Origin of the sequence: Mucilaginibacter frigoritolerans (genome assembly GCF_007830615.1) — a bacterium.
GTDB lineage: Bacteria > Bacteroidota > Bacteroidia > Sphingobacteriales > Sphingobacteriaceae > Mucilaginibacter > Mucilaginibacter frigoritolerans.
Window position 1 is genome coordinate 87,591 of the sequence record NZ_VLLI01000016.1, and the last position, 14,628, is coordinate 102,218.

The window sequence follows — 14,628 nt, forward strand, 5'->3', positions numbered from 1 at the left end:
GTCAATGGAGCAAACAACTAAAGATCATTCAGCACTTGCACAACAATTTAATCGTGATGAAGACCGGGTGGACTGGCACGATGAAACCCTTTGGTGGATACGCGAAAAACGCGACAAGGCCGCTCACCAGCTCCCCGAGTGGGAAAGCCTCAGGGAAGCAGCATCGCAGATAAAAAATAACACGCTTTCCAATCTGCATGATTATTTATTGCAGTTTGAACAAAATGCTATAGCCAATGGATTACAGGTACATTGGGCGGCTGATGCCGCCGAGCATAATCAGATAGTTCATCGAATAATTAATGAGGCAAATGTTGTACGTATCGTTAAAAGTAAGTCAATGCTGACTGAAGAATGCGGCCTGAATGAATATCTGGCTAAGCGGGGTATCGAAGTAATTGATTCCGACTTGGGCGAACGCATCGTTCAATTAGCCGCCGAACCACCCAGTCATATCGTTTTGCCCTGTATTCACAAAAAGAAGGAAGAGATCGGTGAATTATTCCATCAGCATTTAGGCATTGAGGCCAATATATCCGATCCGCAATTCCTGACAGAAACAGCGCGACAACATTTACGCGAGATTTTTCTTACCCGTAAATTAGCCCTCACGGGCGTTAACTTTGCGATTGCAGAAACCGGGGAATTTGTGGTTTGTACCAACGAGGGGAACGCCGATATGGGCGCTCACCTGGCAGAAGTTCATATAGCCAGTATGGGCATTGAGAAAATAATACCCGAAAGAGCGCATCTTGGCGTCTTCCTTCGTCTGCTCACGCGAAGCGCAACCGGTCAACCCATTACAACGTACAGCAGCCACTTCAAAAGACCACGGGAAGGTAAAAAAATACATATCATCATTGTCGACAATGGCCGCACCGTGCAGTTAGGCCGTAAGGATTTCAGGAATTCTTTAAAATGTATCCGGTGTGCTGCATGCATGAACACCTGCCCGGTATACCGCCGTAGTGGCGGACACAGCTATCATACAGCGGTAGCAGGCCCAATCGGCTCCATTCTGGCGCCAAACCTGGATATGAAAAAATACGCAGACCTCCCCTTTGCATCAACGCTATGCGGTTCATGTTCAAATGTATGTCCGGTAAAAATTGATATACATGAACAGCTTTATAAATGGCGGCAGGTACTGGTAAAAAATGGCTATACTCCTACCGCAAAAAAAGCTGGCATGCAGCTTATGACCTGGACGCTTTCTTCGCCTGGTCGCTATCACATGGCAGGTAAAGCGGGTCGATGGGTACTAAAAAATGCACCATTTGCAGTAAATAATAAACTGAATCCGTGGTATCGGCAACGCGATATGCCGGAGGCGCCCGAATTGTCATTCAGCGAATGGTATAAACAAAACAAGAAAAACTAAACTACCAGCAGATAAATGATGAGCAGCAGGGATTCCATTTTAAAAGCAGTCAAAGAAAATCAGCCCGAAAAAGCGGGACTGCCGGATATATCCGTTTTTAAAACCAGTACGCAGGGTTCTTTGTCAAAATTTGCAGCAGCTTTAAATGCTGTCGGTGGGAAAATAGCCTATGTTTCGGATTATGGCGAAATCCTCCACATGATAAAAGCACAATATGGAGATCATGCCAAAGTCATCAGCCCAATGAAAGAATTGGCAATGCTTTGTACAGAAAATTTCGACCTATCAACCCCGGTTCACAGCTTGCATGATGTTGATGTGGCGATATTAAAGGGACAATTCGGTGTAGCCGAAAACGGTGCGGTCTGGATAACGGATAAAGAAATGGTAAACAGGGCATTACCTTTTATTACGCAGCATTTAGTAGCGATCATAGACTGGGAGATGATCGTGCCAACCATGCACGACTCCTATGAGTTGATTAGTCGTACCAGGTACGGATTTGGAACCTTTATTGCCGGTCCTTCCAAAACTGCGGATATTGAACAGTCTTTAGTCATCGGCGCCCACGGCCCAAGAAGTATGACCGTCTATGTAATGGGTTAGCAGGACGAATGGCCAACTAAGAAAACTTCTCCCGCTATGAGTCTCAAAATTCCACTGCGATCAATATAATTGTTTGCAACAGGAAGAGAAACCGCAAAGGATGCTAAACACGGCCTCTGGTTGACGACAATTTTAATTGCGTTATTGCTATTATTCTTAACAACCAATAGTCATAATAATTAACCGGTTGACCTTTGGTTAACAACCTGTATAGGCTGCAGCCTAGTGACAATAGCCGTTATATAATTTCTTGCTTCTATCAATAAATATCCCCCTGTTGCCTCAGTAATACAAAGCAGATCGGCTATTTGTAGAGCTGTAAAGAGTTCAACAACGTAAAAATTATATATAATACGATAACAGGCAGGTATACTTTGCAAGATTGATATAAGGTCGTTATACTCCAATGATATATTGTCGAAATCTATTTCGTTTGAAGGAATATGGAAAGTATGTTGTATTACAATATGTTTAAATTTTTCAATATGTCCATCTATAATACACTCTATCAAAACATCTTTTATCCATTGTTCAAAAGGCATATATTTATTAAAATTCCTGATATTCTTGAATATCCTCATAAAACCCATATTAAGTAAGATGACAGCGTCTGCCCGGCAATCAACATATCGCAAACACATAGCCATTGAAGAGGCGTAATAATGCTGGTACAAGGCCTTTTGACATGCTCTATCTTTCCTTATACATCCATTAATCAACTTAATAAAGTTTTCTTCTGTCATTCTTTGAGGCAACTAAATTCAATTTTGTATCTTTACTGTTACAAAGCTATTTATATAAAAAAATCTATTTGCTAACCTTTTTATCACTTAATCGCTATTATGGGAAAAGCACCAAATGTTAAAGTTGAATTCACTGAGATAGCGTGTATTAAGCACCTTAAACCTGTAAGAGATGCATTGTTTGTCTTTGGTGGAAAATGGAAACTGCAAATCATTATCGTTTTAAGATCGGGCAATAAAAGATTTAACGAATTGCAACGTACAATAGAGGGAATTTCGTCAAGGGTGCTTTCGAATGAGTTAAAAGACCTGGAACTAAACAAGTTTGTAAAGCGCAGTTTAATTTCTCAGAACCCTGATATTTATGAATACGAAATAACCGAATATAGCGATACATTAAAGGAGGTTTTAATGGCTCTCGGTGCCTGGGGAAGGATGCACAGGGGTACACTTATAAATGACAAATAGAAAACCGCGAAACACAGCAACAGATAGATTATCCCGTCAAAAATTTATACTCCAAAAGATTTCCTTTTTTATTGATTTTAAAGCTCCCCAGACCGCACATAATCAAGCCATTTAGTAGAACAATTAAAGCTTCCGCTGGTATGGTTTAAAAATCAAAGCGCATTCAATTTAATTCAAGGCATCTTTAAAATTTAAGGATGAGGCAGAACCTTCGATTGACCTTCAGATAACGATATATAAAATCCAGATGAGTAGAAAAGGGCAATGAGAATGGACCGTTAATTTCAACCTAGTTTTTAGGTAAGATAGTGATTTAGAGTTTACGCTTATTACCCAACTTTCATTTTCAAATTAAATTTCTGTAAATTGCAATCTTAAACTCACGATGGCTGCATACGGTAAATTCACGGATAATGAATTAGCGTCTTTGATTAAGGAAGACGACCAATTGGCCTATACCGAAGTTTTTTTACGTTATTCAAAATTACTGGTCGCACACGCTTACCGTTTGTTAGGGAATCAGGACGAAGCCAATGATGTGGTTCAGGATGTTTTGCTCACGCTTTGGCAAAACAGGAAAAGTATAGCATTAAATACATCACTTTCATCATATCTCTATACGGCCATACGTAACCGTATTTTCAACCGTATGTCGCATCAAAAGATCGTTGCAAAATATGCCGATTCCATAGTTAACTTTATGGAGGTTGGTCATGCAGTTACTGATGAATTGATTAGGGCCAAAGAACTTGCTGTTATCATTGAACAGGAAATAGCTGCCTTGCCCCCTAAAATGCGGGAAGTATTTTTGCTGAACAAAAGAGAAGAACTATCCTACAAAGAGATTGCTCTAAAACTTGACATTACGGATAAGACCGCCAAGCAGCAGGTTTATAATGCTGTTAAGAATTTAAGGTTAAAATTAACTTCAATTATGAGCATTTTGCCTTTCCTATAGACCTGTTTAACGCCAATTTCATCTTTTCTTTACATTTTTTTAACTTTTTTTCATGATCGTCTATGACGATAGGCTTACTTAACTGTCATTGCATAAAGGGACAGGTTTTCCTTATTGGTTATGAATGAAGAAAAAGCTATAGAACTGTTAAAGAAATACGAGAGCGGAGTCATCAATGCGGGTGAAAAAGCATTGTTGGAAACCTGGTATTTACAACATGCCAAAAACAGTACAGATCAACTTAGTCCGGAACAATTGGATGAAAGTGTTGAATTTTTAAAAGGACAGCTTCCATTAAAATTGGGTAAAGAAAGGTCATTATGGCCACGTATAGCCGCTGCCGCTTCCATATTAGTTATTTTATCAGCAGGGAGCTACTTTCTAATACGGCAGCCGTTGCCTCAGCATATTGCCCAAAACGAGCAACATGAAATATTGCCAGGGACAAACCAAGCTACGCTTACCCTTGCTAGCGGTCAGAAAATAGCATTGACAAAATCATTAAGCGGCAAGCTGGCCCAGCAGGGAAATACAACTATTAGCATGGTTTCTGGCGGTGAGGTAACCTACACGCAAAAGGACGCGGCACAACCCCAGGTTGCTGAAGTTGCCTACAATACCCTTACTACTAAACGGAAGGAACAATTTCCGCTGGTATTGGCAGATGGTACTAAGGTATGGTTAAACTCATCTTCTTCTATTACCTATCCAGTTACTTTTAATGGTAAAGAAAGGCGCGTTTCCATTACGGGCGAAGCCTATTTCGAAGTCGTTCACAATGCGGCTCAGCCGTTCCGTGTAGCAGTAAGCGGGCAAACAGTTGAAGATATTGGAACTGAATTTAATATCAATGCCTACGATGATGAGCCGGTAATTAAAACCACTTTAATCAACGGTAGTATCCGGGTTACGAAAGGAAACCACAAAGCGATATTAAAACCAGGCCAAGCGACCATCACTAAATTACAGCAAGACGATATTCAGGTAAAGGATGCTGATGTAGAGGAAGCGGCGGCTTGGAAAAATGGTCAGACTTTATTTAATGATGAAGACATCCAAACTATTATGCGGCAGGTGTCGCGCTGGTATGATGTGGATGTGGTATACGAGGGTAAAATACCTAACCGCCGTTTTGAGGGTGGTATTTCAAGGAAATCAAATTTATCAAGCTTGTTAAAGGTATTGGAAGCGAATAATATCCATTGTACGGTAGAAAACAATAAAATCATCATAAAACCTTAATTGAGAAACCATTGATTAACCCTAAAAAAGCGGAGGCTTATGAAAAAATAAGGACTTAAAAAATCAGGGAGCCATAAAAAAAACCGGAAGTGCTGGAAACACTGCCGGTTCAATATCAGGGTCAACCCTTTTCTAACCGGAATCCGGGAAGAATAAAATCTTGCGAGATCATCAAGTATTTAACCCTAACAAACAAATGTATGAATTTTTATACGCTCTTTAACTCCGTGCGGTTTAAACGGAGCGCACTTCTCAAAACCATTTTGGTTATGAAACTGATTATATTGTTAACCACCGTCGTTTGTCTTCATGTAGCTGCGGCAGGTTATGCGCAAAAAATCACCCTGAATGAAAAAAATGCTTCTATGGAAACGGTATTTAAAGATATCAGGAAGCAAAGCGGGTACATTATCTTTTTTGATAAAAGCCTGTTAAATAATTTGGCCCCGGTAAACATCAAGTTAACTAACGCCAGCTTACAAGAAACTTTAAATAAATGCCTGGAAGGTCAACCGTTAACATTTACTATTGTTGATAATACGATTATAATAAAAGAAAAGGAACCCAGCTTTCTCGATAATGTCAAAGACAAAGTAGCCACACTCCTTGCCCTTCCCGCAGATGTAAACGGAAAAGTAGTTGATAGCCTGGGGCAACCTGTGATAGGCGCAAACGTAAGCCTTAGTATAAATGGAATGTCTTATGGTATAGCCACTGATAATAAGGGTGATTTTCATTTTAATAAGGTGCCACCAGGGCGTTACACATTGCTTGTGACTTATATAGGTTATAGCAAACTGGAAAAGATTGTGAAAGTGGATGGCAAGGATTTGACGCTCAATTTAGTACTGCGTAATTCAACTTCGGCACTTGATCAAATCCAAGTCATCGCTTATGGCACCGAATCCAAGCGTTTTAGCGTCGGCTCCGTTTCTACCGTTACTGCCGAAGATATCGAAAAGCAACCGGTAACCAACCCTTTACTTGCATTGCAAGGCCAGGCTCCCGGCTTGGTTATCACCTCCACCGGCGGCATACCCGGGTCGCAGGTAACAGCTCAGATCAGGGGCCAAAATAGTTTGAATAACAGTTCACTTACTAATACAACCAATCTAAAACCCTACGATCAACCCTTATTTATAATAGATGGTGTTCCGTTCGCGGCACAAAATAATAATATCAGTCAAATATCCTCACTGGTCAATACAAGTAATTTCACAGGGGGTAATATCCAACCTGGCGGAGGTTTCAGCCCTTTTAACAACATTAATCCAGCTGACATTGAAAGCATCACCATACTAAAAGATGCCGACGCAACTTCTATTTATGGTACTCAAGGTTCTAACGGTGTTATCATTATTACCACTAAAAAAGGAAAAGTCGGTGCTACTACGTTTGATCTGAATGTAAACACAGGCTTCAATTCGGCTGCCGATCCTGTTCAAATGTTGAATACACAGCAATACCTGCAATTAAGAAAAGATGCCTTTGCAGCAGATGGGGTAATACCAACAAGCAATCCGTATGCTTATCCGCAGCCTTATGCTCCTGACGCTATAATTTTTGATCAGAGCAAATACACCAACTGGGAAAAGGTTATTTATGGTAAAACCACCAGTAATACCGATGTGCATGGTAGCCTGTCTGGCGGCACGGCTAATAATACTTTTATCATGTCGGCCGGTTATAACAAATCAACCTATAATTATCCTGGTGATTTTGCTGACCAGCGATTTACATTTCACAGCAACATTCACCATCTCTCCACAGATAAACGCCTTACCATAGATATGACCAGTGATTTTGGTTATGACCAAAATAATTCCGCAGCTTTTGGGGGCGGGCAGGATATAGTTTTGCCGCCGAACTTACCCAATTTGTTAAGTCCGTCCGGTGGTTTAATTTGGAACTATAAGGGAGTGGATCTAACCAGTGATCAATTTTATAGTGGATTGCAGCAGCCTACCACTTTGCAGAATTATAACTTTAATGACGCATTTCATATTTCCTATAAAATAGTGGACGGGTTAACCATAGGTGCTGATATCGGTTATAACCGTAATACGACAAGCGAGCATAATATTAATCCGTTTTCGGCACAAAATCCGGCAGGATATGATGTCATCGCCACCTCAACCTTTGCTAATACCACTTACCAAACCATTAACATAGAGCCACAAATTAAATACAACAAAACTTTTGGCAAAGGCGTTTTTAGCGCGTTGGTGGGTTCAACCTATAAAAAGAATACGAGCTATTCAACCCAGATAGAGGGAAGCGGGTATGCAAACGATAACCTTCTCGGATCGATTGACGGTGCTACAACATTATCCGCTTTTGATGCCTCCAATATTTATAAATACAGTGCAGGTTTCGCCCGTTTAAATTACATTTATAACAGTGAGTTCATCCTTGATTTGACAGGCAGGCGGGATGGCTCCAGCTATTTTGGCCCCGGGAGACAATTTGGTAATTTTGGCGCTGTTGGTGCCGGTTGGATATTTACGGAGGAGAAAATTTTTAAAAACGCTCCGTCTATATTGAGTTATGGTAAACTATCAGGTAGCTATGGAACTTCCGGGTCCGACGGTGTACAGGCATACCAATACAATACTTTATACCAAACTATTCAATATGTCCCTGGTTTCCAGGGCACCACACCAACTTCTCCTTATAACCTTTACAATCCTGATTATAGCTGGGCGCTAAAAAAATCTTTGAACATAGCGTTAGATCTTGGCTTTTTTAATAACCGCCTTTTATTTAATGCTACTTTCTACAGGGACCGTGAAAGTAACGAGTTAGTAAATTATCCTTTGCCCATACAATCAGGCCTACCATCGGTACTTGGCAATTTAGATGCTACGGTTCAGAACCAGGGCTTTGAATTTTCAATCATCTCAACTAACATTAAAACCAAAGATTTTTCCTGGAAAACTAACTTTAATTTGTCTTTTAACCGAAATAAATTGATTTCGTTTCCAAATCTGGAAAATTCTTCTTATAACGAGATGTACGTTATAGGGCAGCCAACCTCTATCGTCTACGGTTATAAATACAAGGATGTAAATCCTACTACCGGATTGTTTGAGTTTTACAAGGCTGACGGGAAAACGGTTACCTCTCACCCTACTGGTGGCGTGGCCGCAGTTGGTGGTGACGAGGTTCCTATTGCCAATCAGGAAGTTAAATATCAGGGAGGCTTTGGGAATAATTTCAGCTATAAACATTTCAGTCTTTATATTTTTTGTCAATTTTCCAGCCAGAACGCGCCAAGTTACTTAGCGCAAGCATATACCTCTTATCCAATTGGATTTGAATTTAATCAACCTACGGCAGTGCTTAATAATTATTGGAAAGCATCCGGCGATGTTACCCAGTTGCAGCGATTAGCAAGCGGTTACGGTTCTGCCGCGTTTAACACTGCGCTGGATTTTTCAAAGTCAAGTGGAGTTTACACCGATGATACGTACCTGCGTGTAAAAACTGTTTCATTGGCTTACCAACTTCCTGATGCCTTTCTTAAAAAGATACATGTAAAAGGGGGAAGCGTGTTTATGAATGGCCAAAATTTGCTGACGTTCACCGACTATAAAGTGGGGGATCCGGAACTACCCGGTTCATATACCTCTTTTCCGATACAGCGTATTCTGGCATTTGGTTTAAATCTCAAATTTTAAGTAAAAATGGTTATGAAAAAGATTTTTTTTAATATAAATAAAATAATAATCGGCCTTTTGTTGGTTGCCGGGTTACTTGCATCCTGCAAAAAACTCATCGAGATACCCACAAATCCACCTTCATTTGTTTCCCAGCAGGAAGAATTTGCTGATAGTGCATCAACTATTTCCGCTGTTGCCGGCGTTTATACTTATAATCCAGGGAACGGTTTTGCTTATAGTGATGGAAATTTGACTATTTGCACCGCACTTTCTGCTGACGAATTGACAACCAGCATCTCAAGCGACGCGCAGCAATTCTATACCTATACCTTAACCCCATTAAATGGCCGCGTTACTAGCAACTTGTGGCCACTTCCTTACCAAAGCATTTTCCAGGTAAATTCGGTATTGAGCGGTGTTGCCAATAACAGTGCTTTATCTGCTGCACTCCAAAAGCAGATAACGGGAGAAATGGAGGTTGTACGTGCCCTGTATTATTTCAACCTGGTGAATATGTTTGGTGGCGTACCGCTGGTAACCACAACAAATTATGCTGTGACAGCCCGTCTGCCGAGGGCTACTACTGCTGCAATATATGCCCAGATAAAGGCCGACCTTACCGATGCCGAAAAAAAATTAACAGCAGCTTATCCTTCTTCAGGGCATATTCGTCCCAATCTGTATACAGCAGTAGCGCTGCTTGCAAAAGTTGATTTATACCTGGGCAATTGGCAAAGTGCTTATAATGAAGCCAATTCGGTTATCAATTCCGGTTTATATAGTGTGGCCAATGTTCCTTTAAATGGTGTATTTCTTGATGGCAGTAATGAAGCTATATGGCAATTGCCGGCAAATGGTCTATATTCAGTATATAGTGATGCAGCAAATTTTCTACCTCAATATTCCGGAGCAACCCCTAATTACCTGGTAACACCGTTTTTGTTAAATGCATTTGAGGCCGGAGACCAACGCCTGCAAAATTGGATAGGCTCAACATCAGTAAATAACCAGACGCTTTATTATGCGAATAAATATAAAAATTTAGATCCAACCGTAACAACCGAAGATCAAATGGTATTGAGATTAGGCGAAGTGTACCTGATCCGCGCCGAAGCTGCCGCACAATTGAACAACCTCACACAGGCTTTAGCAGATGTAAATACCATACGTGCCCGGGCTGGATTAGCACCCAGTACAGCAACATCACAGGCTGCTGTATTAAGCGCGGTTATGCACGAGCGCCAGGTAGAGCTTTTTTGTGAATGGGGCAATCGCTGGTTTGATTTGAAAAGGACCGGAACAGCGGCAGCAGTGCTTGGCGCAGAAAAGACAGGTTTTACCGCTAATGCTGAGTTATATCCGGTACCGCAGGCACAGATACAATTAGATAATTTATTGACACAAAATCCGGGTTATTAATTAAGAAATTAATTCTTGATAATAAACAGATTTTAAGATTCACTTCCGGGGCATGCGATGATACCCCGGAAAGTGAATCTATTATTCACTTACAATTATTCACTTACAATATGAAATGCCTTATGAAAAAAAAGAATTTGTACAACGTTATTTTGCTTAGTGTGCTGTGTTCGTTAAGCATAATTGCCCATGCCCAAAATATAGAACTTTCGGGCCAGATGAAGGGTTTGGGTAGTGCGACTGTTAAAATTGGCTATAGCAAGGATGGGGTATTCAAAACGGATAGCGTGAAAGCATCCAACGATATATTTACCTGGAAAGCAGATTCATTTGATCCTCAGATAATGTCAATAACTGTGAACCGCAGCAGTTATTCTTTTTTTGCACAGCCGGGTCATATCAAGCTTACGGGTGTTAAAGACTCCATGCAAACCTATAAAATAACGGGTTCTCAAATACAGGAAGATGCTGTAGCATTTAGTGAGTATATTAAAGATATAACTGATCAGGAAGCTCCGCTTCGTTCCGGATACAAGCAAGCATCTGCAGAAGAAAAAGTGACAATAGACAAAAAACTGAATGATCTTGAAACACAAAAGGAGATCAAGGTAAAACAGTTTATATCAGATCATTCTAAAAGTTATTACTGCATATACATGATCACAAGGCGTACCATGGGCGGTAGTGGCTACGATGAGGTCAAAGCCCTGTATAATTTGCTGGATGAGTCGGCAAAACAAACTGACGCAGGTAAAAAACTTACCGAAAAGCTGCAAGTACTCAAAAAAAGCCGAATAGGAACTCCAATGACAAATTTTACACAGCCGGATACCAGTGGCAACCCCGTGGAATTCAGCAGTTTTAAAGGAAAATATGTATTGGTTGATTTTTGGGCCAGCTGGTGCGGGCCATGCCGCGCAGAGAACCCTAACGTGCTGAAAGCTTACAATGCATATAAAGACAAAGGATTTACTGTTGTTGGAATTTCATTAGATAATAAAGCAGCTAACTGGAAAAAAGCCATAAAGGATGATAAAATGCCCTGGACGCAATTATCAGATCTGAAAGGCTGGAAAAATGAGGTATCTGCCGATTTTGGAATACTATCTATCCCAAGTAACCTGCTGATTGATCCATCCGGAAAAATTGTTGCGAGAAATATCAGAGGTGCGATGTTAGAAAACACGCTGAAACGATTATTGAATTGACCCTTGCTGAACAAATAAAAACGATGAATATAAATTTTCGATTAAAATCACTGGTAATACTGGTGTTTACATCTTGTGCATTGTTTGCGCAAACCCCTGAAAAACAGGTTGGCGATTTGCCGCTTGACCCTGCCGTACGTACCGGTAAATTACCTAATGGGTTTACTTACTATATCCGCCATAACGAAGAGCCCAAAAATCGTGTAATATTTTACTTGGCCAACAAAGTAGGTTCGGTATTGGAGAATGAGGATCAGCGCGGCCTGGCCCATTTTATGGAGCATATGAATTTTAACGGGACCAAACATTTTCCTCACAATGAGTTGGTGAATTATTTGCAAAAAGAAGGTGTGCGTTTCGGCGCTGATATTAATGCCTATACCAGTTTTGATGAAACAGTTTACCAGCTGCCATTACCATCCGATGATCCTGAAGTATTGAAGAACGGTATCGAGATCATGCGCGATTGGGCACAGGAAGCCACCCTTGACCCGGTAGAAATTGATAAGGAACGCGGTGTTGTTCTGGAAGAAAAACGTTTAGGAAAAGGATCCGCAGAACGTATGCGCCGCCAGTTTTGGCCCCAGCTTTTAAATAACTCACGTTACTCCGTACGTATCCCTATTGGTTTAGACACGGTATTAGACAATTTTAAACGACCAACTATCGCCAGCTTCTATCATGACTGGTACCGCCCGGATCTTCAGGCACTTATCATTGTTGGTGATGTTAATGTTGACCAAATTGAACAAATAGTTAAAGCCAAATTCAGCGATCTGAAAAACCCTCAACAAGAAAGGGTACGTACCAAATACAGTATTGAACTTACCGGCCGTAACCAATTTATGGAGGTAACCGATAAGGAAATGGCCAGCACTACGGCTGAGATCATTATCAAACACAAAACAGGCCCGGTAACTACCGAAGCAGAATACCGTGAAGCTATAGTAAAGGAATTATTTAATAGTATGATGAGGGCTCGTTACGGCGAACTTTCAAGACAGGCCGATCCGCCTTTTATACAAGGCGGTACAGGCATAGAAGATTTTTTAGGTGGACTGGATATGTTTGATGCAAGTGTTGTTGCTAAACCAAACGAATTAGAGGTAGGCTTGAAATCGGTATGGCGCGAAGTGGAACGCGTTAAACGTTTCGGTTTTACCGCTACAGAACTGGAGCGCGTTAAAGAGAGCTACTTTAATAATTTAGAATATATGTTAAGGGCGAAAGGCAAAACAAACTCTCAAGCTTATGTGAGTGAATATCTTAATAACTTTTTGAAAAATGAAGCAGCGCCGGGTATTGATGTCGAATATAAAATGGTCAAGGCTATGTTGCCAACGATTACACTTGCAGACATGAACAAGCTTGTTGAAACTTATGTTCGTAATGATAATAAAGATATTTTGATACTGGGTCAAGACAAGGACAAAGCTACTTTACCTTCGGAAACCACCGTTAACGAGTGGTTAAAAGCAGTTGATGCAGAGGATCTTAAACCTTATAGCGATGATGTTAGCAGTAAACCATTATTGATTAACAATCCTGTTCCCGGCAAAATAACTAAAGAAGAAAAAAATAGCGAACTTAATATCACTACAATTACTTTAAGTAATGGTATTAAGGTGTTATTAAAACCTACCGATTTTAAAAATGATGAGATCATGTTCAGCGCGTTCTCTGCTGGTGGAACCTCTTTATATTCTGATGCAGATTTCCGAAGCGCGGCTAATGCCGGTGGTATGATCCACTCATTTGGCGCGGGTAACTATAATACAACAGAATTAGACAAATATCTTTCGGGAAAACAATTGGGTGTTCAGCCTTTTATTTCCGAGCGAACACAGGGTATTACCGGGGTCAGTATACCTAAAAACCTGGAAATTGCTTTCCAATTGTTATATGCTTACTTAACCGAACCTCGTAAAGACGAAATTCAATTCAATAATATCATTAAACGTACAAAGGCTGGCCTGGCAAACAGGGGTAATAACCCGAATATTGTATTCAGAGATTCGATAGCGGCTATTATGAGTGGCTACGATATACGGCATATGCCACCAACCGTGGCAATGGTGGATCAGATAGACCTCAATAAAATTTGCAGCATTTACAAAGAGCGCTTTGCAGATGCATCCGGAATGACCTTCATTTTTGTAGGTAACATAGATACGGTAACCATCAAGCCATTGTTGGAAAAATATATTGCATCATTACCATCAACAAACTCCCACCAGCAGGCTAAAGACCTGGCTATCCATACGCCAAAAGGCCGTATCGAAAAAACCATCTACAAAGGCAGCGAGCCAAGAGCTACCGTAGAACTTTATTTTACCGGCGATCTTGATTCCTCAGCCCAGGTAAAGTACCAATTAGATGCGCTTAAAGAAGTATTGGAAATTAGGCTATTAGAGCGCTTGCGCGAAGACGAAAGTGGAGTATACAGCCCAAGTGCCTATGCAAGTACCGATAAATACCCTACCCCTCATTACACTTTTGGTGTTGGTTTTGGTTGTGCGCCGCAAAATGTTGATAAACTGATTGCTTCAGCATTAGATGAGATAGCCAAGCTTAAAACAGAGGGCCCGCCAGTGGTTAATATCGATAAATACAAAGCTGAGAAACAGCGTACCCACGAGATCAATATAAAGACCAATGATTGGTGGTTCGGCTATTTGAATGATCAATTACAGGATAATAACCCGTTAAACCAGGTGAATGATTATAAGGCTAACATGGCGAATATAACACAAGAGAGTTTGAAAGAAACAGCTCAGAAATATTTGAGCGGAAAAAATTATATCAAATTGGTTTTGATGCCGGAGAATAAAAATTAGAAATATTGCACCATAGCCATTTTAATAATGGTCTGAAATCATACTCTGTTCTTTATACGCCTTTATCTAGTTAATGAAGGACCAGTTAATAGTTAAAAGCCTAC

General features: G+C 40.6%; 10 protein-coding genes. 9 read left to right on the plus strand and 1 reads right to left on the minus strand.

Features of this window, described 5'->3' with window-relative positions:
- The first annotated feature begins 4 nt into the window (after positions 1-4).
- A complete protein-coding gene (locus tag JN11_RS21735) occupies positions 5-1,381 on the plus strand; it encodes a lactate utilization protein B (protein WP_144916102.1) in 1,377 nt (458 codons plus the stop codon).
- A gap of 15 nt (positions 1,382-1,396) precedes the next feature.
- Positions 1,397-1,987 carry a LutC/YkgG family protein gene (locus tag JN11_RS21740; protein WP_144916104.1) on the plus strand — a complete coding sequence of 197 codons (591 nt, stop codon included), beginning with the start codon at positions 1,397-1,399 and terminating at the stop codon, positions 1,985-1,987.
- A gap of 179 nt (positions 1,988-2,166) precedes the next feature.
- On the opposite strand, the gene JN11_RS21745 is transcribed toward JN11_RS21740, so the two are convergent.
- The gene (locus tag JN11_RS21745) at positions 2,167-2,568 is read right to left on the minus strand and encodes a hypothetical protein (protein ID WP_144916106.1); all 402 of its coding nucleotides are present in this window, start codon (positions 2,566-2,568) and stop codon (positions 2,167-2,169) included.
- 261 nt (positions 2,569-2,829) lie between these two features.
- Here JN11_RS21745 and JN11_RS21750 point away from each other — a divergent pair, with 261 nt between their 5' ends.
- From JN11_RS21750 to JN11_RS21780, 7 genes are all read left to right on the plus strand, one after another.
- Positions 2,830-3,198, plus strand: coding sequence for a winged helix-turn-helix transcriptional regulator (locus tag JN11_RS21750; RefSeq protein WP_144916107.1), 369 nt, complete (start codon positions 2,830-2,832; stop codon positions 3,196-3,198).
- A 385-nt stretch (positions 3,199-3,583) separates the two neighbouring features.
- Positions 3,584-4,156, plus strand: coding sequence for an RNA polymerase sigma factor (locus tag JN11_RS21755; protein ID WP_144916109.1), 573 nt, complete (start codon positions 3,584-3,586; stop codon positions 4,154-4,156).
- Positions 4,157-4,276: 120 nt separating this feature from the next.
- Positions 4,277-5,398 carry a FecR domain-containing protein gene (locus JN11_RS21760; RefSeq protein ID WP_144916110.1) on the plus strand — a complete coding sequence of 374 codons (1,122 nt, stop codon included), beginning with the start codon at positions 4,277-4,279 and terminating at the stop codon, positions 5,396-5,398.
- A 269-nt stretch (positions 5,399-5,667) separates the two neighbouring features.
- Positions 5,668-9,078 (plus strand): SusC/RagA family TonB-linked outer membrane protein, encoded by a 3,411-nt coding sequence (locus JN11_RS21765; RefSeq protein WP_246139071.1) that lies wholly within the window; start codon positions 5,668-5,670, stop codon positions 9,076-9,078.
- Positions 9,079-9,090: 12 nt separating this feature from the next.
- Positions 9,091-10,479: a RagB/SusD family nutrient uptake outer membrane protein gene (locus JN11_RS21770; protein ID WP_144916114.1), complete on the plus strand. Its 1,389-nt coding sequence runs from the start codon at positions 9,091-9,093 to the stop codon at positions 10,477-10,479.
- A 122-nt stretch (positions 10,480-10,601) separates the two neighbouring features.
- Positions 10,602-11,687, plus strand: coding sequence for a TlpA disulfide reductase family protein (locus JN11_RS21775; protein ID WP_170227824.1), 1,086 nt, complete (start codon positions 10,602-10,604; stop codon positions 11,685-11,687).
- Positions 11,688-11,710: 23 nt separating this feature from the next.
- Positions 11,711-14,524: a M16 family metallopeptidase gene (locus JN11_RS21780; RefSeq protein WP_144916117.1), complete on the plus strand. Its 2,814-nt coding sequence runs from the start codon at positions 11,711-11,713 to the stop codon at positions 14,522-14,524.
- Positions 14,525-14,628 lie beyond the last annotated feature (104 nt).

What these genes read in the sequence shown, in the direction of transcription:
- JN11_RS21735 (WP_144916102.1), top strand. Translation starts at nt 5, where the DNA reads ATGGAGCAAACAACTAAAGATCATTCAGCACTTGCACAACAATTTAAT.
- JN11_RS21740 (WP_144916104.1), top strand. Translation starts at nt 1,397, where the DNA reads ATGATGAGCAGCAGGGATTCCATTTTAAAAGCAGTCAAAGAAAATCAG.
- JN11_RS21745 (WP_144916106.1), bottom strand. Translation starts at nt 2,568, where the DNA reads ATGAGGATATTCAAGAATATCAGGAATTTTAATAAATATATGCCTTTT.
- JN11_RS21750 (WP_144916107.1), top strand. Translation starts at nt 2,830, where the DNA reads ATGGGAAAAGCACCAAATGTTAAAGTTGAATTCACTGAGATAGCGTGT.
- JN11_RS21755 (WP_144916109.1), top strand. Translation starts at nt 3,584, where the DNA reads ATGGCTGCATACGGTAAATTCACGGATAATGAATTAGCGTCTTTGATT.
- JN11_RS21760 (WP_144916110.1), top strand. Translation starts at nt 4,277, where the DNA reads ATGAATGAAGAAAAAGCTATAGAACTGTTAAAGAAATACGAGAGCGGA.
- JN11_RS21765 (WP_246139071.1), top strand. Translation starts at nt 5,668, where the DNA reads ATGAAACTGATTATATTGTTAACCACCGTCGTTTGTCTTCATGTAGCT.
- JN11_RS21770 (WP_144916114.1), top strand. Translation starts at nt 9,091, where the DNA reads ATGAAAAAGATTTTTTTTAATATAAATAAAATAATAATCGGCCTTTTG.
- JN11_RS21775 (WP_170227824.1), top strand. Translation starts at nt 10,602, where the DNA reads ATGAAAAAAAAGAATTTGTACAACGTTATTTTGCTTAGTGTGCTGTGT.
- JN11_RS21780 (WP_144916117.1), top strand. Translation starts at nt 11,711, where the DNA reads ATGAATATAAATTTTCGATTAAAATCACTGGTAATACTGGTGTTTACA.